The organism is Acidovorax sp. FG48 (assembly GCF_057809085.1).
Map to the genome: position 1 here is coordinate 192,110 of NZ_JBMDJH010000001.1, position 24,091 is coordinate 216,200.

Sequence of the window (24,091 nt, forward strand, 5' to 3'; positions counted from 1 at the left end):
GGTGTGTCTTCCAGTGCGCGGGGATGCTGAACAATTCGGGTTTGATTCTATCGACAGCGACCCGGCGTGAGGCTGACTGATGCGCCGCCCCCACAAACCCCGCCAACCCGCCCCGCCTACAATGGCGCGCCATGAGCCTGTCCACCATCACCGCCCTGTCGCCGCTTGACGGCCGTTACGCCCCCAAACTTGCCGCCCTGCGCCCGATCATGAGCGAACACGGCTACATGCACCGCCGCGTGCAGGTGGAAGTGGCTTGGTTCATTGCGCTGTCGGACGCAGGTTTTGCTGAATTCAAGCCCCTCACCACCGGAGCGCGTGCTTACTTGCTGGGCCTGGTCAAGAACTTCTCCGAAGCCGACGCTGCCGCCATCAAGGAGATCGAGAAGACCACGAACCACGACGTGAAGGCCGTGGAATACTGGATCAAGAGCAAGTTCGAAGCCCGTCCTGAGCTGGAAAAGGCCTCCGAATTCGTGCACTTTGCCTGCACCAGCGAAGACATCAACAACACCAGCCACGCTCTGCAGCTGCGCTCGGGCCGCGACCAGGTCATCCTGCCGGGCCTGGACCGCATCATGCTCAAGCTGCGCGAAATGGCCCACGCGTTTGCCGACGTGCCCATGCTCAGCCGCACGCACGGCCAGACGGCCAGCCCCACCACCGTGGGCAAGGAAATGGCCAACGTGCTGATGCGCCTGCAAACGGCCTGCGAGAAGATCGCCGCCGTCAAGATCATGGGCAAGATGAACGGCGCCGTGGGCAATTACAACGCCCACCTGTCCGCCTGGCCCGAGTTTGACTGGGAAGCCTTCAGCAAGAAGGTGATCGAGACCCCCGAACCGCTGGGCCTGGGCCTGACCTTCCAGCCTTACTCGATCCAGATCGAGCCGCACGACTACATGGCCGAGCTGTTCGATGCCGTCGCCCGTGCCAACACCATCCTGATCGACCTCTCGCGCGACATCTGGGGCTATGTGAGCCTGGGCTACTTCAAGCAGCGCCTGAAGGCTGGCGAAATTGGTTCCAGCACCATGCCGCACAAGGTCAACCCCATCGACTTCGAGAACGCCGAAGGCAACCTGGGCCTGGCCAACGCACTGCTCAAGCACCTGTCCGAAAAGCTGCCCATCAGCCGCTGGCAGCGCGACCTGACCGACAGCACCGTGCTGCGCAACATGGGCGTGGCCCTGGGCTACGCCACGCTGGCCTATGCCTCGCTGCTCACCGGCCTGAACAAACTCGAAATCAACGAAGAAGCCCTGGCCGAAGACCTGGATGCCTCGTGGGAAGTGCTGGCCGAGCCCATCCAGACGGTGATGCGCCGCTTTGGCGTGCAAGGCGCCTACGAAAAGCTCAAGGAAGTGACCCGCGGCAAGACCGTGACGGCCGAGGCGCTGCACGGCCTGATCCAGTCGCTGGAAATTCCCCAGGCTGAAAAAGACCGCCTGCTGGCCATGACGCCCGGTAGCTATGTGGGCAAGGCAGCCGAGCTGGCACGCCGCGTATAAAAATGATAGCCGCCCGTGCTTAATGCGTGGGCATTTAAAACCTCTGGAGCTGCCAAAGCAAGCAACCACTTGCGCTGGCAGCTCTTGTTTTTGATACATCCATGGCCATCAAATCCACCATCTTCAAGGCGAACCTGCAGATCGCCGACATCGACCACGGGTACTACGCCGACCATGCCCTCACCCTGGCCCGCCACCCCAGCGAAACCGACGAGCGCATGATGGTGCGGCTCGCGGCCCTGGCCATGCAGGCGCACCAGCTCAACGACCTTTGCAATGGCGACGCCACATTGGCGTTTGGCGCGGGCCTGTCGGACCCGGACGACCCGGATGCCTCCCTGACCGACTTCACGGGCCGCAAACGCCTGTGGATCGAAGTGGGCCAGCCCGAGGACAAGCCGCTCACCAAGGCCTGCAGCAAGGCGGACTCCGTGATCGTCTACTGCTTCAACCACGCCGCAGAAATCTGGTGGAAAGGCATCGAAAGCAAGCTCTCGCGCCTGGACAAGCTGCAGGTTTGGCGCATTCCCACCGAAGCCTCCCAGGCCCTGGCGCAACTGGCCGAACGCAGCATGCAGCTGCAGGCCACCGTGCAGGAAGGGGCCATCACCCTGAGCAGCACGCAGGGCAGCGTGCATGTGGAGCCGGTGCGCTGGAAGTAAGGGGGTTTTGGAGCCAAAGTGCCCGCTAGCGCTAGTGCAACATGCCTCAATAGCTATTAAACGTATAGCAAACGAGTCCTGTGCCGTCAGTCGCGCGGCATGAACGCGCCGCAATTCCAGCACTGCTCAAAACCGCCTTCCACCATCTCGCCGCAGCGGCAGGTCCAGTGGCGCTGTGGCAGGTCTTGCAGCTCCTGCAGCAAGGCCCGGGCGCGGGTGACATGCTCTTCATGGTCCAGCCAGATCTCGGGCAGACACTGGTCGGGCGGCAGGTGGCCCGCAGCGGCGCCCAGGTACTGGCGCTGAACGGAGGCTGTCATGCCCGCCTCGCACAGCAGGTCCGCCCACAGGGTGGCGATGGCGATATTCGGGGCTTGGGTCAGACGCTGCATGGCACCACCTTAGCGGTTTGCCGGGCCGGCGCATAGCCCGCCACGCGCTAAACCACCTTGCCGCTGGCGGCGCCTGGGATCGTCACCCCCTCGGCCGCCCGCTCGGCATACCGGTTGAACCGCCAGGCCGAATGCTCCAGGGTGATGCGGCGCCACACCCCCCGCTTTTCTGCTGGCGTGAACGAGAGCCAGAATTGCACCTCGTCGAACGTGCGTCCGCAGCCTTTGCACAGGTCGTCGCCCTGGCTGGTGGAACAAATGGCGATGCAGGGTGTGTCGGGTGTCGTGTCGTACCAGGTCTGCCATGCGGCCATGGCGGCGGGAGGCAGGCTGTCCTCGTCGATCTCCGTGGTGTGGCCGTAGACCATGAGCGCGTAGACCTCCCCCAGGGCCTGGACCTCAGGCGCCAGGCCCAGCCCCTCGGCCGATGCAGGCGCGCGGTGGCGCCAGTAATTGATGGCAGCTTCGATGTCGGTGATGTGGATGGCAGCCATGGGAACGGGGCGAGAGGGCAGAAGCGCAGCGGTACAGCAGGAGAAGGGGGCTGGATCATAGCGGTCCGCCACAAGGGACGCTGGCAGTGGTGGTATCCATCGTCTGTCCGCCCCAGCCACCTCACCAGCCACACAGACGTACGCAGTAACCACAACGCCCCAGCCCTTGCGCTGCCACGCCGAGGATGTTCCAATCGCTGTCTCGAAGGGGAGTAGCTCCCGCCTTGCCAGCCGACCCGCCATCACTCGGGCCGTGCCAGCGCAAGGCATCGGATTTGTCGTCAATACGAAGCCATGCTTCCGGCAATCCGGGTTCACACACAACCAGCCTGTGTGGAACTGAGCAAGACCTTTGATGGGCCCACCGTGGGCTGATCAAGGCCGTCCCTTCGCTTGCCAACGCACCCCTGTCTGGGGCAAGCCTTCCTTGACCAGGTCACCCAAAGCCCCCTATCCCTGCGGGGGACTCGGCGCTACAGTGGCGCCAGGATCCTCGTTTCGCGCCACTGACATTGAGGAATTTATGGACTTTTTGGCTTCGCCCGAATTCTGGCTCGCACTCGGCCAGATCATCATCATCGACATCCTGCTGGGGGGCGACAACGCGGTGGTCATTGCCCTGGCCTGCCGCAAGCTCCCTCCCGCGCAACGTACCAAAGGCATCATCTGGGGCACGGCCGGTGCCATTGTGCTGCGTGTGATCCTGATCGCCTTCGCAATGACCTTGCTGGCACTGCCCTTCCTCAAGTTCGTGGGCGCACTGCTGCTGGTGTGGATTGGCGTGAAGCTACTGGCCCCCGATGAAGAAGGCCATGGCGACGTGCAAGGCAGCGATAAGCTGCTGGCCGCCATCAAGACCATCATCGTGGCCGACCTGGTCATGAGCGTAGACAACGTGATCGCCATTGCCGGTGCGGCCCAGAATGCGGGCGACCATTCGTTCCTGCTGGTGGTGCTGGGTCTGCTGATCTCTATCCCGATCATCGTCTGGGGGAGTCAGCTGGTCATCAAGCTCATGGAGCGGTTTCCCCTCATCATCACGCTGGGCGGCATGCTGCTGGGCTGGATTGCGGGCGGCATGCTGGTCACCGACCCGGCGCTCGCCAACCCCGACAAGTGGCAGTGGATGCTCAAGATGCCCGTCGATAGCGTGACCGGCGAAGTGACCGATGTCGTGAAGTACGGGGCGAGTGTGGCTGGCGCGCTGCTGGTTTTGCTGGCGGGCAAGATCATTCTGGCTCGCCGCGCCAGTGCCGGCTCTGCACCGGCTGGGCACTGACCTGACCGTTTCGCGCGGATTGCATTGCATCTGAGGCAGCACAGGGGGCCATACCGCGCCCCTGTGGCCTGCCGTACATCTGGAGGTGGGTATGGACAAAGTCATCGTGTATGTGGACGACGCAGCGTACGCGCAGCAAGTGCTGGCCCCCCTGTGCGGGCGCCCCGCCAGCGCGAACACCCATTGGGTGCTGGTGGCGTGTGCACCCCGCATGACCCACCGCGTCAGCAAATGGGTGAGCCACAGCACCCGTGAGAACTGGCGCACCAAATGGGCGGACAAGCTGTTCGCACAAATTGTCCCGACGTTGCATGCACCTTCGGGCGCTGTGACCACGGTAGTGGCCAAGGGCCCGCTGGCCGAACTCACGGCCCAAATTCAGGCAGAGGCCGGTGGCGCAGTGGCCGCACCCGTGGTGGATGCACGTCGCCCCAAGTCCGAGCCCGTGCAGCCCGCCGGCCGTCTGGATGGGCGCTGGTCGTCACTGTCGGGCACGCTGGGCAGCGTGCTCACCGGCTTTGGCGTGTTGTGGGTGCTGGCGCTCGAATAATCCGCTGAGGAGGGCAAGCTCGCCACATCCAGCGATGGCACTGGTGCAGGCCAGTGCTATTCTCCGGCCATGCGACTTCTTCTGAAATGGCTGCTCAGCGCTGCATCGCTGCTGTTTGTGGCTTACATCTACAGCGGTGTGGAGGTGAAGAGCTTCACCTCGGCATTGATCGCGGCCTTCGTGATCGGCCTGTTCAATGTGGTGTTGCGGCCGGTGCTGGTCGTGCTCACCTTGCCCGTCACCATCGTCACGGTCGGGCTCTTTCTTTTCGTCATCAACGCACTCATGTTCTGGGCAGCGGCCAGCGTGCTGGATGGCTTCCATGTCGCAGGGTTTGGCGCTGCGCTACTGGGTTCGCTGATCTACTCGGTGCTTGGCGTGATCATTGAATCAGCGCTCGGCGGCCTGTTCGCGAAGAAGTGACTCCATCGCGCGCAAGCGGGTGTCGATGATGGAAGCCTCGATGTGGTCCACCGCAGGCCCACCTCGGCGGGCCATCTCCTGGCCGGCCTTGAACCGGTCCACCGCAGCAGCATAGTCATACCGCGCGGCCTGCGCTTCGGCCTCCGCGCGAATCCCCCTTAACGCCTGGCCTTGCGCTTGCCAGGTTGACGCCAGCAATTGCCACACGGTCGCATCCTTGGGGTGGGTTGCCACCCAGGTTTGCAAGGCCTGCGTGGCATCCGCGGGCCGGTTGGCGCGCAACAGGGCTTGGGTACGCAACACAAGCTCTGGCCTGCGTGCGTTGTTGCCCTCTGGCATGGACGCAAGGGCTGCAGAGGCATCGCCCGCTGCCAGCTCGATCTCCGCCGCCAACAGGCGTGACAGGCGGTGAGCGGCGGGGTCCTGCAGCACCAGGTCATCCAGTTGGCGGGCAACCAGACGCGCATTGGCTGCATCACGCAGCTGGCTGCTTGCCAGCGCCGCCGCATACAGCGCGGCGGCCCGTCGCGGCAGCGGCTGTGACTGAAACCCTGAGCCCTTGGGCTCCGCGATCCACTGGCGCAAGGTATCCACTCCGGGGTTAGACAGCACACGCGCCCGCGCAGCCACGATGGCGTGTTCACTGGAAGCCGGCATTGCTGCGCCCGGCGCAGATGCTGCCCCCGGAGGGATGCGCGACTGCATGTCTGCCATACGCTCCGTGGTCAACGGGTGGCTGCGCAAATAAGGCCACGACCCATTGTCATTGAGTCGATTGGCTTGCTGCAGCTTTTCAAACATGCTCACAAAGCCCTGGGGCGCGAAGCCTGCCGGGGCCATCAGCCCGTAGCCAATGCGGTCCGCCTCACGCTCCATGTCCCGCGAGAAATTGAGCTGATTCTGAATGGCCAAGGCCTGGCCTCCCACGACCAGGGCCTGCGTGGCGCCCGGATTTTTGCTGGCTGCAAGTGCACCCAACACCATGGCCCCCAGCAATAAAGGCGTCTGCTTGCTCTGCTGCGTGATCAGCCGCGAGATGTGGCGTTGGGTCACATGGCTCAGTTCGTGCGCCAGCACAGAGGCCAGTTCATCACGGGTCGCCACCACACCGATTAGTCCCAGATGCACCCCTAGGTAGCCGCCGGGCAGGGCAAATGCATTCACCGTGCGGTCTCGACCCAGCAGGATTTCCCAGGCAAAGCGCTCATCAAGCTCGGCGCTGAGTTCACCACGTGACTTGGCTGCGGAGAGGAGAGGCTGCCAGATTCCCTGTACATAGTCGGCCACAACGCGGTCATCGACGTAGTCGGGGTCCCTGTACAGCTCGCGGATGATGCGGTCGCCCAGACGGCGCTCGGCGCTGGTGGTGAGGTCGCTGGAGTCGCCGAGGGTAGGAAGCTCAGCCTGAGCCTTAACTCTTGCAGGAGCAAAAGCGCCGCACGCCATGAAAGAAAGAGCGGTCAACACAGAAAGACATCGCATCCGCGGGCTTTTTTTATTCAATATCCACACTCGGGGACTCCCTGCTGTCATCCATCACCCAACACGCTGTTTGGTGGTGGATCACCTTATGATGCACTGACTTTCTAATTGTTTCACACAGGCTTGCAACCCAGCTCGCGCGCCAAGATCATGAGCCCCAAAACATCAGTCCTCCCTGAAACAGCCAATGCCTCGCCTCTTACCCACTTCGACGCTCAAGGCAAAGCCCACATGGTTAACGTTGGCGCTAAAGCCACTACGCATCGATTAGCAGTGGCTACCGGTCGCATCGAAATGCGGCCTGAAACCTTAGCATTAATCGAATCGGGTACCACCAAAAAAGGTGACGTCCTGGGAATCGCCCGTGTCGCCGGCATCATGGCCGCCAAGAAAACAAGCGATTTAATACCCTTGTGCCACCCCCTTGCAATAACGCGGGTTGCTATTGAGTTTGAGACTGATAACGTCCCCACAACGGGCACTTCGTGCATATTATGTGCAGCCACTGTGGAAACGGTAGGACAAACCGGGGTCGAGATGGAAGCACTGACGGCCGTACAAATTGCCCTTTTAACGATTTACGACATGTGCAAGGCGGCAGATCGGGGAATGGTAATCACGGAAGTAAAAGTTAGGGAGAAGCGGGGAGGAAAATCAGACTATGCTGCCTGATGGCTATATCATCCCCCCAATGGATCCCATTCTACAAAATCAATGATTTCTGCATCACCATTCAGAATGACCGACCAAAACCCCTTAACACCTTGCAACGGTAAATAATATAAAACATCACCATCGTGGTAGATTTTTTTCTCAATCAAAATCTCCAGCAAATTGGGCGCGCTGGCCACTGATTTTGCCTCGGAGAGCACGCTAGATTGCGACTCTTGATAGGACCTCCAAAGCTCGGTTCTGAATGCCAATGGTATGCCCGACAATGCGTCCATGGTGTACTGGTATTGCTCCTTAGAGTCACCAAAAGGGCGTAAAGCCACATAGCGGGGCGCTGAAAAAATTCCCCTTGTTAATTCAGCAGGGATTTTTTTAGCAAAAGCCCCCTCCAAATCCATTTCCCGAACTACGGAATATTGTCCGTACTCATAGACAAGGTAGGCTGGCCTGGCGGACGCCAGAGACCACACGCCATAAACCAAGGCTCCCATCTGCAAAAAAATGACGATGGAAACATCAAAAAGTATTTCTTTTTTTGATTTTATTTTGGAAAATACAATTAATGTAAGCAATGGACCCATGACAAGATCGATTGCAATCAAGGCAGTAAACATCTGCAGGCCGCCGGATATTTTTGCAAAATGCCCAGGATACCAAACCTGAAATACCAAGATTGCAGCACAAACGGATAAGACCAGACTAAAAAGCAAATGATAAAAAGAAGCCTGCCAGCGGTTTTTGACTGCAATCATTCAGCACCCCCATACTCCTGAATCTCCTTACGCAATAACTCTATTCTGCGCAATGCTACATCTTTGGCGTGCTTTCCGTAAAAGGATTCCAGGATTTTTAATGCCGAATCTGCAGAGTATTTAGAGCCTTCTGCAACGCCATGCAGTCCCGATGCAACTGCATAGCCGCGCAAAGCAGCCTCATAGGGATTGCGGAAAGCTGCCTTCCGGTATTCTTCAATTTCTTTCGAATTCATTGTTGCAAAGTCATTTTGCCTCACCATGAAGATCAAGGCTTGTAGATTAGTCAACAACAGAGGTTGCGGATAAGAATAGCCTGGAGGAAACGTACCTGCACGGGCCGCCTCAAACCTTGCAACTTGGAGAGAGTAAGCTAGCCTGTAATAGTCCACAACCACGACGCCACCAAGGGCAAAAAAGCTTAAAACAACTAGTGATGTAACTATTTTTTTTATATTAGCCTTTACCTCACCCGTACCGCGCCCTTCACTCTGCAAGTCCGACCCCTGCTCCATTAATTTAAAGCTGGCGAAGCCCAGGATATACATAAAAAGCAACAGACTATTTAAGTACGCATGCGGGTATTCAGTATTGCAAGCAACAGCAAATGGTATCACCGCAAGAACTACGAATTGATTATCCTGAATCCAGCTATTTTTAATCAATTGAATTGTAAAATACCCAATCACTAACACGAAGATAATGGCGACGGGCACTCCAAAAAGAAGTGCCATATCCAACGCGATGCTATGCGACCAAAAACTGACCAATACGGGAATTGCGTTAGCGGCCTGCTGCACCTGCACCTGCACGATTTGTCCAGGCCCGTAGCCCCACCAAGGTTGCTGCAGCACCCCGTCTACAAAACCCAGCATCAGAGAAGTTCGCGAGCCCATGGCCAGACGACTCGTACGGATCACTCCCAATTCCAGCGCGGACGAAATGGTCGGCAGTGCCCAGAAAAGTGAAAAAACCGCGGCAAGCAGGACACCATAGAACACCATGGAACGACGGCATCCTCTGCAAAAATACACTGAAAAACCCAGAATCAGCACAGCAGACAATAAGCCTGCTCGTGATTGCGTTAGGGCCACGCCCAATCCCAGAAAGCTCACCAACAGAGCCGTAGCCCAATGGGTCAGAACGCCGCGCTGATTCAGACAAAATGCCGCCGCAATGCCTACTGCCGTATGCAATGCCATGCGATTGGCTTGCGCAAAATTTCCCGAAGGGCGCACATTCTCAGGCAACTGAATCACCCAGAAACCCAAGCCGTCGAGGTGCAGCCACTGATACAGAGCTTCAGCGACGCTGAATATGCCCGACGCGAGTAATAACAAGCATAAGACCTCGATGCCACGACTGCGATGCAGCGCCGCCGAAATACGGCCTTGCTCTAAAGCAACGAAGGCCCCTACGGCATATAGACTGACTAAGGCTACGTCACCCAAAAACACCTCAGGATTGAACAGCAAATGTCCGCTGGCAACAAATGGCAGCGCCAACAAAAACCAACTCAGATAATCTTGAGGGCTACCAACCTGCCGTAAGTTTTTTCGAGATTGCAACGCACATGCAACTACCACGAAAAGTAAGCTGACAGCTGCCCAACCCTCTGACTGGAACTTAAGCCAAGGGTAATATAGATCGCTAGCGTGCCAACTGACAAATGCACAGAGCAGGGCAAAGGCCCAAAGTAGTTGCGGCATAGAAAACAGAAGCCCAAATGAAAAACGGCGGTAAAACCGCCGTTTTTTTGTCCGCCCGGTATTAACCGCGGCAAGAAGAAGGCAAATACTTGGCGCTCACAGTAGTACCGTCCGCAGTGTTACCACAACGCCATTTGTACACCTTCTTGCGCACATCGCCGTTACCGAAAACAGTCGTGTCGTCCAGCATAGGCGCCAAAGACACGATCTTCGAGTCAACAACAGCAGCGATGTTTTGAACAGTAACCCGCACAATGCCAGCGTTTGTTACATGCAATTCGTCAACATACTTTGTTTCTGCGCTGGCACCGATTGGGCAGCCCCACTTTTCGTCATCTGCAGCTGGCAGAGCTGCAGCGGTGGTGCCTTCGATCAGTTCTTGGACGCTGGTGCGGCAGCCCGACAACGCCAAAGTGGGCTCAGACATCTTGGCTCGGATGGTGTAGTCCTGGTACGCAGGCAGAGCCACAGCAGCCAAAATACCGATGATCGCAACCACGATCATCAGTTCGATCAGGGTAAAACCCTTTTGGATAGAACGCTTCATGAAGAACTCCTAAAAAAATTGCAGATGCGAGGTGGATATGCAATTGCTGTGCCTGGTGCCCAAACAAGCACTATTTCGGACTTGAGCAGCCAAAGGCCGTAGCAACAGGCGAGAACTCCTCCACGCCTTGTACAGGTGCATCGGAAGTCAAGCCGATTTTCGATGCGTTCCCCAGGAAAACGCCTCCTTCGCGTCTAGGTGATGCAAAAAGCTTCCATCCCCCACCTAGACCGCCCGAATTCACACAGTCAACGACCCAAGACTTTTCATAGTTTTACATTTTTGTCGTTCAGTATTGTCAGAACGGCGCGCAACGGAATCAAATCTCCAGCGTCTGCCCGGCAGCCAGCCACCGAATGTCATGGGGGCCATGACGCTCGATGGCGGTGCATTCAAGCTGTCGGATCTCGTTCATGATGAGCGATGTCTCAGAAGGCTTCGTGTGCGTAATGTAGATAGGATAGCGCTGTGTTACCGGGACGTTAGCCAGTTCCTGCGCCAAGGTGGCAGGGGACAGATGAAGACTGCGGCAGGCTAGGTCGCTTTCGCGATCGCTGAAAGCCGTCTCTATCACCAAGCAAACCACTGACAATAGGTTGACGCGAGTCCAAAAGGCAGGATTGCGTTCAGTATCGCCGCTGAACACCCACCAGCCAGTATCGCCTTGCACCGCAAACCCCACGGCAGGGACGGTATGGTGGGCTGGCAGCACCTCGATCTGCACACCTGCGATGCTCAGTAAATCACCGCATACAAAAGCTTGATACTGCAGAAATGGGGATGCAGCAGACGGTATCGCACTGAAATCCGGCCAGATAACGTTATTGAAGACATGCGTCTGCAGCGCAGAGATGGTGGCAGCCAGGGCATGCACTTGCACCGGGTGCCGGCGCTGTGACGACACCGCGTCGAGCATCAGGGGCAGCGCGGCGATGTGGTCCAGGTGGGAATGGGTCAGGAGTACATGGTCAATCTTGCCCATCTCTTCCAGCGTCAGGTCGCCCACGCCGGTGCCGGCATCAATCAAGATGCTGTCACCAATCAAGAACGATGTCGTGCGACAGTCCTTGGCGATAGCGCCGGAACACCCCAGCACGCGAACCTTCATGTAGAGCCTTCTACTTGGTGTCGAAAATGGTGGCGCTGTCCCAGTCAGGATTGAAAGGCAACCCACGCAGGCCTTCGACCCGTGCAGCATACAACTCATAAAGAGTGCAACGAGGTCTGAGGCCTCGCAACTGCGCCATCAGCTTGTCGCATTGTGCCCATTCCTGGGCCGCATAGGCTCGCAGAAAACCCTCCCATACCACCAGTTCTTCGGCGAGTTCGGCGGGTAGCTGATCCCGGGGCGCTAGAGGCTGGTAAATCGGTACGGCCTGCGCCTTGCCCTTGACACGAACGCGATCCATGGCCTGCCAAACAAACTGAGGGGCAAGCTGCATGGCGGATTCACTCACCACAATCGACGTGCCGTAGTGTTTGGACAGCCCCTCCAGGCGCGAGCCCAGGTTGACCGCATCCCCGATGACCGTGTAGCTGCGCCGGATGTCCGAGCCCATATCGCCCACGCACATGACACCGGTATTGAGCCCAATGCCCACTCCGATCTCGGGCAGGCCGCGCTGTCGATGATTGGCGTTGATTTGCCCAATGGCCTGCGACATTTCCAGGGCCGCAGTCACCGCCAACTGCGCGTGGTCTGGTGTAGCCACAGGAGCCCCCCAAAACGCCATGACGCAGTCGCCCATGTATTTATCGATGGTGCCACGGTGGCTGCGGATGATATGGGTGAGCTTGCTGAACACTTCATTCAACAACCCCTGCAGTTGCAAAGGCTCCATCCGCTCAGACATGGCGGTGAAGCCGCGCATGTCGCAGAACATCACCGTCAGCTCCCGGTTCGTGGCCTGCATGCTGTAGTGCTCCGGCTGCTTGACCATTTCGGCCACCAACTCTGGAGGCACATAGGCGCTGAACAGCGCTGCGAGTTCGCGCTTGGACCGGCTCTCCACAAAATAGCCGTATGCCATGTTGAGCGCGAAGGCCAGCATGGACATCACCACCGCCGTCGCCAGCGGCAACGCCAAACCCTGGGCGATGTACATCCACAGGTTCAGCCCCACAAGCGCAGAAACCACGCCGGCGCTCAGCAAGACCGCCGACGATGCAGACAAGAGCGGCAATGCCACCGCTAAAAGTAGCCCTGCGCAGAGGAGCTGCAGCACATCGAACCCGGCGGCATAGTCGGGCCGGACGATGCTTTTGCCATCCAGGAATGCCGACAACACGTTGGCATGGGTTTCTACGCCAGGGTAGGTTCTGCCCACTGGCGTCACACGCAAATCGAGCAAGCCAGGCGCGGTGGACCCGACCAGCACCAATTGATCCTTGAGCTGGCCCGGTGGGAGCACGCCATCCAGAACGTCCGACGCTGAGATGTACCGAAAGGAGCCCCCTTTGGCATCTCCCGGTCCCCGATAAGGAATGAGGGTGGCCAGTTGCTGGTCTACAGGGAGTGCCAGCGTGCGACCGTCCTGGCGCAACACGATGCTTTGCAGCAAATCATGCGTCCCAACGGGTGTGGGGTTCACAAAGCCCGGATGGATTTCTGGCAACCCGATGGCTGTGCGGAACATGGCCAGCGCCAACGACTCGTAATACTGCCCTTGGTACTCGGCCAACAACGGCAAGGAGCGAACGACCCCGTCCTCGTCCGTGATGGAGTTGAAGAACCCCGCAGCAGGCGCCGCGCGGGTCAGCGCCTCGATATTACTGCTATAACCGCGCCAGGTGGTTGCTCCCAGCGGCAGGCCCCGTAAGCGCTCCAACGGGAGCGCAGGGTCCGGCAGCATGCCTTTCGTGATGCCATCGCGGTCTTCGCCCGACAGGTAGTAACCCAGCACCACGGGCTGCCCACGCAAGGACTGCGCAAAAAGCGCGTCATAGTCCAGCGACGGTGCCAGTCTTTTCAGTTGCTCCTGGAAGGCCGGCTGGCTGCGCAAAGGGCCTTGGGCCAGCTCTTGCAACGTAGAGAGACCTGAACTCTCGTCGGCCTCAGCAAACAGAACGTCAAACCCGATCACCGACACTTGCTGGCGCTCAAACAGTTCGCGCACCAGCGCGGCCATTTTGTCCCTGCGCCAGGGCCATTGGCCCACACGCCCCAGACTTTTCTCGTCGATATCGACGATGACGATGCGCTCGTCGAGCGTTCGAGGCATGGTCACCCGCAGGCGGGTGTCGTAGATGATGTTGTCCAGTCTCTCCAACACCTGCAGGTGGAGCACATCGGCCACATGCAACAGTGCAAAAACCAGCGGTATCAGCGTGACTGCAATGCGCCGCCAGCGTCGGCGGAACAGGTGCGACAGGGACTGCAGCATGGGTCCGCACGCAAGGAGATAAGGTTCAGGTCAGCAGAGGCCCGCAGTCACGACGCGGGCCCATGCCAGAGGTCAAGTCTGTTCGAACTGCATCTCGGTGCCGGCCAGTTCCAGGCGATCGCCGTGCTTGAGAGGAACGGGCGAAGCACCAATGGCCGCACCGTTGAGCAGGGGCATTTCAGGCCCCTCCACGTGAGCCAAGACAAAACCTTGGTGCCGCTTGGTGATGGACGCCACGGCCACGCCCGGCTTGCCAATGGTGGTCACGACCTTTTGCAAGGACACCTCGCGCCCCGCTGCAGCGCCCGACATGACACGAATCACCGCAGAAATCGGAGCGGGCGCAGGTGCGGCTGGCGCGGGCCTGGCGGCGGCCACTGCAGGCGGCACCATGCCGGGCTTGAAGATCATGGTCTTCTCGAAATTCTGGCCTTCGGCATCCTGCAAAAAGCGGATCTTGTACTTGCCCACCTCGACCGTGTCGCCATTGCGCAGCTCCTGGCGCTTGACGGCCTTGGCATTCACGTAGGTGCCGTTCGTGCTGCCCAAATCCTCAATCTCCACATCGTGTCCCACCATGTGGAGCACCGCATGTTCACCGCTCACCGCGAGGTTGTCGATCACGATGTCGTTGTATGGGCGCCGACCCAGCGTAGTCCGCTCCTTGGTCAGCTGCACTTCCTTGATAACAACGCCGTCGATTGAAACGATCATTCTCGGCATGATCCACTCCTGATGTGATGAATTGTTGTAGTTCGGGCCACTCAAGAGGCCCCTAGCAATCGGGACATGAGGCCACGCTTCTTGCCTCCTGCGGCAGCCTGCACCAGCAGCACGCTCACGTTATCACGACCACCGTTGGCATTGGCGGTGTCAATGAGCAGTGTCGCTTTTTCTTCCAAAGGCATGGGCGCCCGTACCAGCTCCGCCAGATCCGAATCGGATACCATGTCGGTGAGCCCATCGGAACACAGCAGGAACAGGTCATTCGGCGCCACCTGGAACTCGTTGACTTCCATCAGCACATTGGGCTCCACACCCAGGGCACGGGTCACCAGATTGCGATTGGAAGACAGGGCCGCCTGCTGCGCCGTCAGCAGACCTGCATCGACCTGCTCCTGCAACCAGGAATGGTCCCGCGTGATCTGCTGCAAAGCACCATCGCGCAGGCGGTAGCAGCGCGAATCGCCGATATGACCCAGGATCAGGCGGCTGCCGTGGAACACCGCCACCACCAGCGTCGTACCCATGCCCGCGTACTGCGGATTGGAGAGCGACGCACCCAAAATGGCGTGGTTGGCATTCTCGACACAGATTTCCAGCGCCCGGCGCACGTCCGTGGACTGAGGACTTGCACCTGCTTGGGCCAGCCAGCGGGCCATCTCAGTACGGATGAAGGTGGTGGCCATGCCGCTGGCCACCTCCCCCGCGTTGTAGCCGCCCATGCCATCGGCCAATATCGCGACCTGCGCATCGCGGTCAACGGCGACCGCGTCTTCGTTGTTGGAACGCACGCGGCCCTTATCGGTCCGCGCAGTGAATTCGTAGGTCATGGATGTGGAGGCGTGCGTCATGGGGCGCCCGAAATCGGCGGGGCTGCCGCACCCCGCACGGCGGGGGGCTCCATCACGGTTTCCTGAAAATCCGCCATTTCTTGCCCTGTTGCATCGCGGTCCGCATCATAGACGACTGCCTCAGGGCTGGATTGCGCGTCGCCCGCCAGGGCCTGCCGCAGGTCCGCCGCAAACTGCCGCCCGGTCTGATAGCGTGCCTCAGGGCGCTTTTGCAACGACAGCGCCACCACCTTGGCCACAGCCGCTGAAAGTTCAGGGCGCAGCTGTCGCACATCGGGTGCCTCCACGCTCGCAATCTTGTGCATCAGTTCGGTCATGGACGCACCCCGCAGCGGCAGTGTGCCCGTCAGCAACTGAAAGAGGGTGATACCCAGCGAATAAAGATCCGAACGCCCGTCGACCTTCTTTCCGGCCAATTGCTCCGGGGACATGAAGCTGGGCGTCCCCAGAACGAGCCCCGTACGGGTCTTGCTCGAATCCGTGATGCGCGCAATGCCGAAGTCCGTCACCTTCACCGCGTCGGTGCCGCGGTCAAACATGATGTTGGCCGGCTTGATATCGCGGTGCACCACGTTGTGGGCATGGGCATAGTCCAGCGCATCGGCTACCCTGGCCGCAATGGAGAGCACGGTGGGGACTGGCAGCAGCCGGTCCTGGCCGCAAGCATGGGTCAGATCCTGGCCTTTAAGGAACTCCATGGCGATGTAGGCCAAGTCATGCTCCTCGCCGGCATCAAAGATGGTGACGATGTTCGGATGCTGCAATCGCCCCGCAGTTTCGGCCTCGCGGAAAAACCGCGCGCGCGCATCAATCAAGGCATCGCCTTCAAATTCTTGTCCCAAGGCCAGCGTCTTGATGGCCACGACGCGGCCGATCTTGGGATCGCGTCCCAAATACACCACCCCCATGGCACCTTTGCCAATTTCGCGGTCAATCTGGTAGCGCCCCAGCATGGGCACACCCACGCTCGCGTCACCGGGCAGGCGGGGTGTTCCGGCGGAGGCGCCTGGCAAAGAGTCTGCAGCGCCTAACGAAGCTTGCGCCCCCCCTTGGGCCTGTGCCTTGGCACGCTTGTAGCGGCTGCGAGCGTCCTTGTAGTGTCGGTCGTGGCGCAGGATATGTTCGTATACCGCCTGCGCCTTGCCGAAGTGGCGCTTGCGTTCGAAGTCCTCTGCCAAATGATAGAGATTGTCCAGAAGCGCGCCGCTGGCAGGCACCTTGCGCAAGCGCTCAAAGGCCATGTCCAGCTGCCCTTGGCCTTGCAGGGCCAAGCCCATCATGCGGTCCGCTTCGGCGGCTTCGGCAGAGCGCGCGGAGGTTTCGCTGCGCTGCCCCTGGTGCAAAAGTGCCACGACGGTGGTACCGGTCAGTACGGCCAGAACGGGCAACAGCAACGAAAGCCACAAGCCTCCGTAACGCAGAAGCGTCCACTCTGTGACAACACCCGCAAGCACGAGCCCGGCACCCACCGCCACCACCCAGGGGCGCGCCAAACGGGGCGCCACCAGCACCACATAGAGCAGCGCCAGCGCCAACACCAGACAGGTGACCGGCATGGCCCAGCCTGGTTCGACCACCCCCAATCCGAGACGCATGGATGACACGGCTTGCGCAAGCACCTCCACGGGATGGACGAGACGCTCTCCCACCCTCACAGCGGCAGCGCCTGGCACGTCTGTCATTTCGCCCACCAGCACGATCTTGCCCTTGAGGCTGCCGGTGGGAGCCGTTCCGTCGAGCACATTTGCAGCTGAGAGCATTGGGAATGTACCTGCACCGTCACCGGACACCTGCCAGCGAGGGCGCAGCATGACTCCTGCATTGCTGGGAATGTTCAACCCGCCTAGGCGCAAGCCCTCCAACGCATCCAGCGCCCGAAGGTCATCCAGGCCCAGGTGCAGGCTGTGTTGTACCGCCAGCAACGCCAAGGACGGCACCCCGACGCTGTCGTAGCGAAGCAGCAGAGGAATCTGGCGCACACGGCCGTCGTTGTCGGGCTCTGCATACACATGCCCCACTCCCGCAGCCACCGTTCCCAGCGACGGGATGGGGTGCTGCGCGGATTGCAGCGTGGTGGCAGTCGTACCCGGGTCGGGTGCCGTGCTGCGGCGTACGTACGCGGGCAGAGGGGCAGCAGCACCCGCATTTTCATACCGCGAGGCCAGGAACACGTTACCCGCCCGCTGGATGGATGCCGCCAGACGCGCATCCCCGTCGAGTGCGGCTTCTGCCTCTCCCACCACGCGGCCCAGTTCGGCTGTCAGCGGGGTTGTTTCTGTCGAAGTTGACAGGGTGTCGCGGATTTTGCGCAGATAGGCCAACCCCCTGTCACTCTGGGGCTGCGTGAACGCGGGGGTGTAAACAACGGTTTGGGCACCGGCTGCGGACAGGCGATCAATCAAGCGGGCATGGATGTCGCGCGACCAGGGCGACGGGCCCAGTGCAGCCAAGCTGGCATCGTCGATGCCCACAATCACCACGTCGGCCAGCGGGGCGGGTGACGAAGTACGGATGGCCGCGTCGTATAGCTTGAGTTCAAGCGTGAGCGATGCGCCCGTCACTGCGCACAGGCCTGCAACAGCCAATGCCACCAATCCGCCCCACAAGCCATCGGTACGCCATCCACCCATCCGCCGCGCCGAGGTTTTTCGTCCCACTTGCTGTTGTTCCACTCAGTATTGGGTGGGTTTCAAGCAATAACCGCGCCCAGGCAAACTCAGGCAGTCGGGACAGCAGAGACAAGGGGATGGGCGGCGAATCGGCCCCCGGGGCAGCGTCAGGTGCCGTTCTTGTCACGCAGCCTTTCCATGGGAAGTGACTGCCGTGTCATTTTTGTCACACGTTGTATCTGACACAGCAGCCGAGGCCTGCGCGCAAGCCCCGGCCGCAACTCCAGCCGTCAAGTGGCGGAGGCGCTGTTCGACCCCTTGCGCCAGAACTTGCCGACGCCAACGACCAGCGCAGCGCCGAGTGCGGCCGCCACATAGTGCAGTGCGGGATGCGCCACCGCATAGTCGTGCAAGATGGCATCGCTGGCGATGGTTTCACCACCCACCCAACCAATCAGGGCAGCACCCAGCACCACGATGATGGGGAAACGCTCCATGAGCTTGATCATGAGGGTGCTGCCAAAGATGACCAGCGGAATGCTGATGGCCAAGCCCAGCACCAGCAGCACCACATTGCCCTGGGCCGCAGCGGCCACGGCGATCACGTTGTCGAGGCTCATCACCAGGTCGGCAATGAGGATGGTGCGAACGGCGGCCATCAGGCTGCCATAGGTCTTGGACTCGCCCTCTTCCTCCTCGTCGTCGCTGAGCAGCTGAAAACCAATCCACAGCAACAGGCAACCGCCCACGATCTGCAGGAACGAAAGCTCCAGCAGCTTGGCCGCCACCACCGTCAGTAAGATCCGCAGGACCACGGCAGCGCCGGAGCCCCAGAACACGGCTTTCTTTTGCTGATGGGGGGGAAGGGACCGGGCGGCCAGCGCGATGACCACCGCGTTATCGCCCGAAAGAATGATGTTGATCCAGACGATCTTCACCAGGCCGATCCAGAAATCGGCGCTTTGCAGAAACTCCATGACTGACTCCACTGTTATGAATGCAAGAAGCGCCCGGAACCGGGGTTCCGAGCGCTTCTCTTTTTGTTGGAGCCGCCAGTCTAGCGGTCTGTGCCGAGCGCCGCGTCCGTAATTGTGCTTACGGTCGCGGCGGGGCCAGGCAACTTACTTCAGCTGGGCCTTGAGCAGCTTGCCCAGTTCAGACGGGTTGCGCGTGATGACGAAGCCCGACTCTTCCATGATGGCGAGCTTGGCGTCGGCCGTGTCAGCACCGCCGGAGATCAGGGCGCCTGCGTGGCCCATGCGCTTGCCGGGAGGAGCGGTCACGCCAGCGATGAAGCCCACCACGGGCTTCTTCATGTTGGCCTTGCACCACTGGGCGGCTTCGGCTTCGTCAGGACCGCCGATTTCGCCAATCATGATCACGGCATCGGTGTCTGGATCGTCGTTGAAGGCCTTCATCACGTCGATGTGCTTGAGGCCATTGATGGGGTCGCCACCAATGCCCACGGCGCTCGACTGGCCGAGGCCGACTTCGGTCAGCATGGCCACGGCTTCGTACGTCAGCGTGCCCGAGCGGGACACCACGCCGATACGGCCCTTGCGGTGGATGTGGCCGGGCATGATGCCGATCTTGATTTCGTCAGGCGTGATCAGGCCGGGGCAGTTGGGGCCCAGCAGCAGCGTCTTCTTGCCGCCAGCAGCTTCCTTGGCCTTCATCTTGTTGCGCACCATCAGCATGTCCTTGACGGGAATGCCTTCGGTGATGCAGATGGCCAAGTCCAGGTCGGCTTCCACGGCTTCCCAGATCGCGTCTGCGGCGCCTGCTGGAGGCACGTAGATCACCGACACGGTGGCGCCGGTCTGCTGGGCGGCTTCCTTGACGGAGGCGTAGATTGGGATGTTGAAGATCGACTCGCCCGCCTTCTTGGGGTTCACGCCCGCCACGAAAGCGTTCTTGCCGTTCGCGTATTCCTGGCACTTTTCAGTGTGGAACTGGCCAGTCTTGCCCGTGATGCCCTGGGTGATGACCTTGGTGTCTTTGTTGATGTAGATCGACATGTGTGTTCTCCGGGCTTACTTGACGGCAGCAACGATCTTGGTCGCAGCTTCGGCCATGGTGTCTGCAGCGATGATGGGCAGGCCGGACTCGGCCAGCATCTTCTTGCCCAGCTCTTCGTTCGTGCCCTTCATGCGCACGACCAGCGGCACGTTCAGGTTCACGGCCTTGCAAGCGGTGATCACGCCGGTGGCGATCGTGTCGCACTTCATGATGCCGCCGAAGATGTTGACCAGAATGCCCTTGACCTTGGGGTTCTTGAGCATGATCTTGAAGGCTTCGGTGACCTTCTCGGGGGTAGCACCGCCGCCCACGTCCAGGAAGTTGGCTGGCTCGCCGCCGAACAGCTTGATGGTGTCCATGGTGGCCATGGCCAGGCCCGCGCCGTTCACCAGGCAGCCGATGTTGCCGTCCAGGCTGATGTATGCCAGGTCGAACTTGGAGGCTTCGACCTCGGCAGGGTCTTCTTCGTCCAGATCGCGGAAGGCCACGATTTCGGGGTGGCGGAACAGGGCGTTGGCGTCAAAGTTGAACTTCGCGTCCAGGGCCATCAGGTTGCCCTTGGAGTCGCAGTTCAGCGGGTTGATTTCCACCAGCGACGCATCGGTGTCCATGTAGCACTTGTAGATCTTGGCGAAGATGTCCACAGCCTGGTCGATGGAAGCGCCGGTCAGGCCGATGGCAGCAGCGACCTTGCGGCTTTGCGCTTCAGTGATGCCGGTCAGCGGGTCGATCATCTCGGTGACGATCTTCTCGGGCGTGGAGTGGGCCACCTCTTCGATGTCCATGCCGCCTTCGCTCGAAGCGATCAGGGCGACCTTCTGCGTGGCGCGGTCGGTGACCAGCGAAACGTACAGTTCGTTCTTGATGTCGGCGCCGTCTTCGATGTACAGGCGGCGGACCTTCTGGCCTTCAGGGCCGGTCTGGTGCGTGACCAGTTGCATGCCCAGGATTTCGCTGGCGCGAGCCTTCACGTCGTCAATGGTCTTGGCAACCTTCACGCCGCCGCCCTTGCCACGGCCACCGGCGTGGATCTGGGCCTTGACCACCCACACGGGGCCGCCGAGCTTCTGGGCTGCTTCCACGGCTTCTTGCACCGTGAATGCGGGAATGCCACGCGGAACGGGCACACCAAAATTGCGCAAGATTTCCTTGCCTTGGTATTCGTGAATCTTCATGAGGTCTCTCTCAGGGAAGGGTGGTAGTTACCCGTTTACCATGAACAGTTGTCTGGCCGCGGGCTTGGGACATGGCAACCCGCGACTGTATCATGCTGCAACGCACCATCCTTGTGCCTGGCTTACATCCAGGGTTGGCGTCGCAGCCTTTCCCATCCCTTTTGCCGGCAGACGCTGCCGTCCTTTTTTGCAGGAGCACCTCCATGTCCAAAGTCTTTATTGATGGCGAAGCCGGCACCACAGGCCTGCAGATCCGCGAGCGCCTGCAGGCCATGCCGCAGATCGATCTGGTCAGCATTGCGCCCGAGCTGCGCAAAGATCCTGCCGCCAAGCGCGACCTGATCGCGGGGGTGGATCTGGTGGTGCTGTGCCTGCACGACGACGCCGCGCGCGACACCGTGGCCATGGTGGACGAGATCGAGCGCAGCTCGGGCCGCAAAGTCAAGGTCATCGATGCCAGCACCGCGCACCGCACGGCCGATGGCTGGGTGTACGGGTTTCCAGAACTCGCCGCAACGCAGGCGCAAGCAGTGCGCGAAGCCAGCCGCGTATCCAACCCCGGCTGCTACGCCACCGGGGCCATTGCCATCTTGCGCCCGCTGGTCGATGCGGGGCTAATCCCTGCGGACTACCCTTTGAGCCTGCCCTCGGTGTCGGGCTACTCCGGTGGTGGCCGCACGATGATCGAAGCGTACGAGGCAGGTACGGCAGCACCTTATGAAGCGTATGCGCTGGGCCTGTCGCACAAGCACATCCCAGAGATCCTGCGCTACACCGGGCTCACGCGCCGCCCGGTGTTCATCCCTGCAGTGGGCAACTTCCGCCAGGGCATGTTGGTGCAGTTGCCGCTGCACCTGGACTTGCTGCCCGGCGCCCCCAAGGCCAGCGACCTGCACGACGCGCTGGCTGCCCACTACAGCCGCACCAACACGCCCGAGCAATGGGTGAGCGTGCTGCCGCCCACCGACGATTTGAAGCTGGCGGCCGACACGCTGACCGACACCAACAAGCTGGAGTTGCGCGTGTTTGCCAACGAGCAATACCGGCAGGCGGTGGTCATTGCGCGCCTGGACAACCTGGGTAAGGGCGCCAGTGGCGCCGCAGTGCAGAACCTGCAGCTGATGCTGGGCGTCTAAGCACACCACAGCCCTAGCGAAGGTGGGTCGAAAGCCCTGCTTGTGAGCAGTGCGCTCATCCCTCGTCGGAATCGTCGGCGCCCTGCACGGCGCGCCGCACCACATCGCCCGAGAACCCCCGCGTCAGCAAGAAGCGCATCTGTTTGGCGCGGGTTTGCGGGTCGGTGGCGGGCTCGCCAAACTTGCGGCGCCACACCTCGCGGGCACGCTCCAGTTCGCTGCCTTGCAACTGGGCCACTGCCTGCTGCACGGCCTCGGCGCCCAGCCCTTTGGATTGCAGCTCCTGTCGGATGCGCGATGCACCCAGGCGCCCTGCGCGCCGGTTCAGCACCGACTCCACGACCCGCGCCTCGCTGATGAAGTCCCGGGCCTGCAGGTCGTCCAGCACGGCCTCCAGGTCTTCGCCCTCTTGCACATGGGGGCTGAGCTTGCGCTGCAACTCGGCCCGCGAATGTTCGCGCTGGCTCAGCAGCCGCAGTGCACGGCCTTTGAGCGAGAGCGCAGTGAATCCCATGGCTGACCAAACGCTATATTTTCAATAGCTGAAGGCGCATATGGAATGTGCGCCTTCAGGCAATTTGGCTTCAAAAACCGTCAATCACTCGTCGGCAGCCGCTGCCGGGGCCTGCAGTGCGCCAGGCAACAGCGCAATGCCCAGCCCTTCGCGCACCTTGTTTTCAATTTCACGGGCCAAGTCGGGGTTTTCACGCAAAAACTCGCGAGCGTTGTCGCGGCCCTGACCGATCTTCTCGCCGTTGTAGGCGTACCAGGCGCCGCTCTTTTCGATGACCTTGGCGTTCACGCCCATGTCGATGATCTCGCCTTCGCGGCTGATGCCCTCACCAAACAGGATGTCGAACTCGGCTGTCTTGAAGGGCGGGCTCACCTTGTTCTTGACCACCTTGACCTTGGTCTCGTTGCCGATGGCTTCGTCGCCCTTCTTGATGGTGCCGGTGCGACGGATATCGAGGCGCACGGAGGCATAGAACTTCAGCGCATTGCCGCCGGTCGTCGTTTCGGGCGAGCCGAACATCACGCCGATCTTCATGCGGATCTGGTTGATGAAGATGACCATGCAGTTGGTCTTCTTGATGGTGGCGGTGAGCTTGCGCAGCGCCTGGCTCATCAGGCGGGCCTGCAGGCCGGGCAGCGCGTCGCCCATTTCACCTTCGATTTCGGCCTTGGGGGTGAGCGCAGCCACCGAGTCCACGATGATCAGGTCCACAGCACCGGAACGCACGAGGCTGTCCACGATTTCCAGGGCTTGTTCACCGGTGTCGGGCTGGCTGATCAGCAGGTCGGACAGCTGCACGCCCAGCTTCTGGGCATATTGCACATCCAGGGCGTGCTCGGCATCGACAAACGCGCAGGTGCCGCCCTGCTTTTGCATCTCGGCCACCACCTGCAGCGTGAGCGTGGTCTTGCCCGACGACTCCGGTCCGTAGATCTCGACCACGCGGCCGCGCGGCAGGCCGCCCACGCCCAGGGCAATGTCCAGGCCCAGGGAGCCGGTGGAGACCACCTGGATGTCCTCGATCACCTCGCCTTCACCCAGGCGCATGATCGTGCCCTTGCCAAACTGCTTCTCGATCTGGGCGAGCGCGGCGGCCAGGGCCTTGGCCTTTTCGGTGTTCACGGGCAATGCGGGGTTGGTGCCTTTGACTGCGACGTCCATGAGAAACTCCTTGAAAAACAACAGGTTGGATGCTTGCACCGCTCTGC

General features: G+C 60.5%; 23 protein-coding genes. 7 read left to right on the top strand and 16 right to left on the bottom strand.

The features are described from left to right. Positions 1-131: 131 nt before the first annotated feature. Entirely contained in the window at positions 132-1,511 is a 1,380-nt protein-coding gene (gene purB, locus ACODSU_RS00880; protein WP_110960782.1) for an adenylosuccinate lyase, read from the top strand. 101 nt (positions 1,512-1,612) lie between these two features. Beyond that, positions 1,613-2,173 carry a YaeQ family protein gene (locus ACODSU_RS00885; protein WP_015016277.1) on the top strand — a complete coding sequence of 187 codons (561 nt, stop codon included), beginning with the start codon at positions 1,613-1,615 and terminating at the stop codon, positions 2,171-2,173. Between the two features lie 86 nt (positions 2,174-2,259). Here ACODSU_RS00885 and ACODSU_RS00890 read toward each other — a convergent pair whose 3' ends face one another. Together ACODSU_RS00890 and ACODSU_RS00895 are read right to left on the bottom strand one after the other, a co-directional pair. Further along, on the bottom strand, positions 2,260-2,565 hold the full coding sequence (locus tag ACODSU_RS00890) for a putative signal transducing protein (protein ID WP_060984480.1): 306 nt from the start codon (positions 2,563-2,565) through the stop codon (positions 2,260-2,262). A gap of 47 nt (positions 2,566-2,612) precedes the next feature. Beyond that, positions 2,613-3,059 (bottom strand): DUF3717 domain-containing protein, encoded by a 447-nt coding sequence (locus ACODSU_RS00895; RefSeq protein ID WP_488839362.1) that lies wholly within the window; start codon positions 3,057-3,059, stop codon positions 2,613-2,615. A gap of 523 nt (positions 3,060-3,582) precedes the next feature. Between ACODSU_RS00895 and ACODSU_RS00900 the strand changes: the two genes are divergently transcribed. From ACODSU_RS00900 to ACODSU_RS00910, 3 genes are all read left to right on the top strand, one after another. Further along, entirely contained in the window at positions 3,583-4,338 is a 756-nt protein-coding gene (locus ACODSU_RS00900) for a TerC family protein (protein WP_015016280.1), read from the top strand. A 91-nt stretch (positions 4,339-4,429) separates the two neighbouring features. Next, positions 4,430-4,888: a hypothetical protein gene (locus ACODSU_RS00905; RefSeq protein ID WP_295936730.1), complete on the top strand. Its 459-nt coding sequence runs from the start codon at positions 4,430-4,432 to the stop codon at positions 4,886-4,888. 69 nt (positions 4,889-4,957) lie between these two features. Next, positions 4,958-5,311 (top strand): phage holin family protein, encoded by a 354-nt coding sequence (locus ACODSU_RS00910; RefSeq protein ID WP_060984484.1) that lies wholly within the window; start codon positions 4,958-4,960, stop codon positions 5,309-5,311. Here ACODSU_RS00910 and ACODSU_RS00915 read toward each other — a convergent pair. Next, the gene (locus tag ACODSU_RS00915) at positions 5,279-6,757 is read right to left on the bottom strand and encodes a M48 family metalloprotease (protein WP_488839945.1); all 1,479 of its coding nucleotides are present in this window, start codon (positions 6,755-6,757) and stop codon (positions 5,279-5,281) included. The two genes, ACODSU_RS00910 and ACODSU_RS00915, sit on opposite strands and share 33 nt — an antisense overlap. A 186-nt stretch (positions 6,758-6,943) precedes the next feature. Here ACODSU_RS00915 and moaC point away from each other — a divergent pair, with 186 nt between their 5' ends. Then, complete coding sequence (gene moaC, locus ACODSU_RS00920; protein ID WP_488839364.1) at positions 6,944-7,465, top strand: cyclic pyranopterin monophosphate synthase MoaC; 522 nt, start codon at positions 6,944-6,946, stop codon at positions 7,463-7,465. A gap of 8 nt (positions 7,466-7,473) precedes the next feature. On the opposite strand, the gene ACODSU_RS00925 is transcribed toward moaC, so the two are convergent. The 11 genes from ACODSU_RS00925 to sucC form a co-directional block, all read right to left on the bottom strand. After that, positions 7,474-8,217, bottom strand: coding sequence for a hypothetical protein (locus ACODSU_RS00925; protein WP_488839366.1), 744 nt, complete (start codon positions 8,215-8,217; stop codon positions 7,474-7,476). Continuing rightward, a complete protein-coding gene (locus ACODSU_RS00930; RefSeq protein WP_488839367.1) occupies positions 8,214-9,926 on the bottom strand; it encodes an O-antigen ligase family protein in 1,713 nt (570 codons plus the stop codon). The genes ACODSU_RS00925 and ACODSU_RS00930 overlap by 4 nt, the downstream gene beginning before the upstream one ends. A 61-nt stretch (positions 9,927-9,987) precedes the next feature. Continuing rightward, positions 9,988-10,473: a pilin gene (locus ACODSU_RS00935; RefSeq protein WP_488839369.1), complete on the bottom strand. Its 486-nt coding sequence runs from the start codon at positions 10,471-10,473 to the stop codon at positions 9,988-9,990. Positions 10,474-10,792: 319 nt separating this feature from the next. Beyond that, entirely contained in the window at positions 10,793-11,581 is a 789-nt protein-coding gene (locus ACODSU_RS00940) for an MBL fold metallo-hydrolase (protein ID WP_488839371.1), read from the bottom strand. 10 nt (positions 11,582-11,591) lie between these two features. Beyond that, positions 11,592-13,856, bottom strand: a complete 2,265-nt coding sequence (locus ACODSU_RS00945) for a CHASE2 domain-containing protein (protein ID WP_488839373.1) — start codon at positions 13,854-13,856, stop codon at positions 11,592-11,594. Positions 13,857-13,928: 72 nt separating this feature from the next. Continuing rightward, positions 13,929-14,579 carry an FHA domain-containing protein gene (locus tag ACODSU_RS00950; RefSeq protein ID WP_015016290.1) on the bottom strand — a complete coding sequence of 217 codons (651 nt, stop codon included), beginning with the start codon at positions 14,577-14,579 and terminating at the stop codon, positions 13,929-13,931. 41 nt (positions 14,580-14,620) lie between these two features. Continuing rightward, positions 14,621-15,409: a Stp1/IreP family PP2C-type Ser/Thr phosphatase gene (locus ACODSU_RS00955; RefSeq protein WP_015016291.1), complete on the bottom strand. Its 789-nt coding sequence runs from the start codon at positions 15,407-15,409 to the stop codon at positions 14,621-14,623. A 17-nt stretch (positions 15,410-15,426) separates the two neighbouring features. Further along, entirely contained in the window at positions 15,427-18,060 is a 2,634-nt protein-coding gene (locus tag ACODSU_RS00960) for a CHASE2 domain-containing serine/threonine-protein kinase (protein ID WP_488839375.1), read from the bottom strand. 269 nt (positions 18,061-18,329) lie between these two features. Further along, entirely contained in the window at positions 18,330-19,016 is a 687-nt protein-coding gene (locus tag ACODSU_RS00965; RefSeq protein ID WP_015016293.1) for a TerC family protein, read from the bottom strand. A gap of 144 nt (positions 19,017-19,160) precedes the next feature. After that, the gene (gene sucD, locus ACODSU_RS00970) at positions 19,161-20,057 is read right to left on the bottom strand and encodes a succinate--CoA ligase subunit alpha (RefSeq protein WP_015016294.1); all 897 of its coding nucleotides are present in this window, start codon (positions 20,055-20,057) and stop codon (positions 19,161-19,163) included. 15 nt (positions 20,058-20,072) lie between these two features. After that, positions 20,073-21,233: an ADP-forming succinate--CoA ligase subunit beta gene (sucC, locus tag ACODSU_RS00975; RefSeq protein ID WP_015016295.1), complete on the bottom strand. Its 1,161-nt coding sequence runs from the start codon at positions 21,231-21,233 to the stop codon at positions 20,073-20,075. Between the two features lie 203 nt (positions 21,234-21,436). On the opposite strand from sucC, the gene argC reads away from it, so the two are divergent. Further along, on the top strand, positions 21,437-22,369 hold the full coding sequence (argC, locus tag ACODSU_RS00980; RefSeq protein ID WP_488839378.1) for an N-acetyl-gamma-glutamyl-phosphate reductase: 933 nt from the start codon (positions 21,437-21,439) through the stop codon (positions 22,367-22,369). Positions 22,370-22,424: 55 nt separating this feature from the next. Here argC and recX read toward each other — a convergent pair whose 3' ends face one another. Then, positions 22,425-22,883: a recombination regulator RecX gene (gene recX, locus ACODSU_RS00985; protein ID WP_476017950.1), complete on the bottom strand. Its 459-nt coding sequence runs from the start codon at positions 22,881-22,883 to the stop codon at positions 22,425-22,427. Between the two features lie 84 nt (positions 22,884-22,967). Beyond that, the gene (gene recA, locus ACODSU_RS00990) at positions 22,968-24,044 is read right to left on the bottom strand and encodes a recombinase RecA (RefSeq protein ID WP_015016298.1); all 1,077 of its coding nucleotides are present in this window, start codon (positions 24,042-24,044) and stop codon (positions 22,968-22,970) included. Between the last annotated feature and the right edge of the window lie 47 nt (positions 24,045-24,091).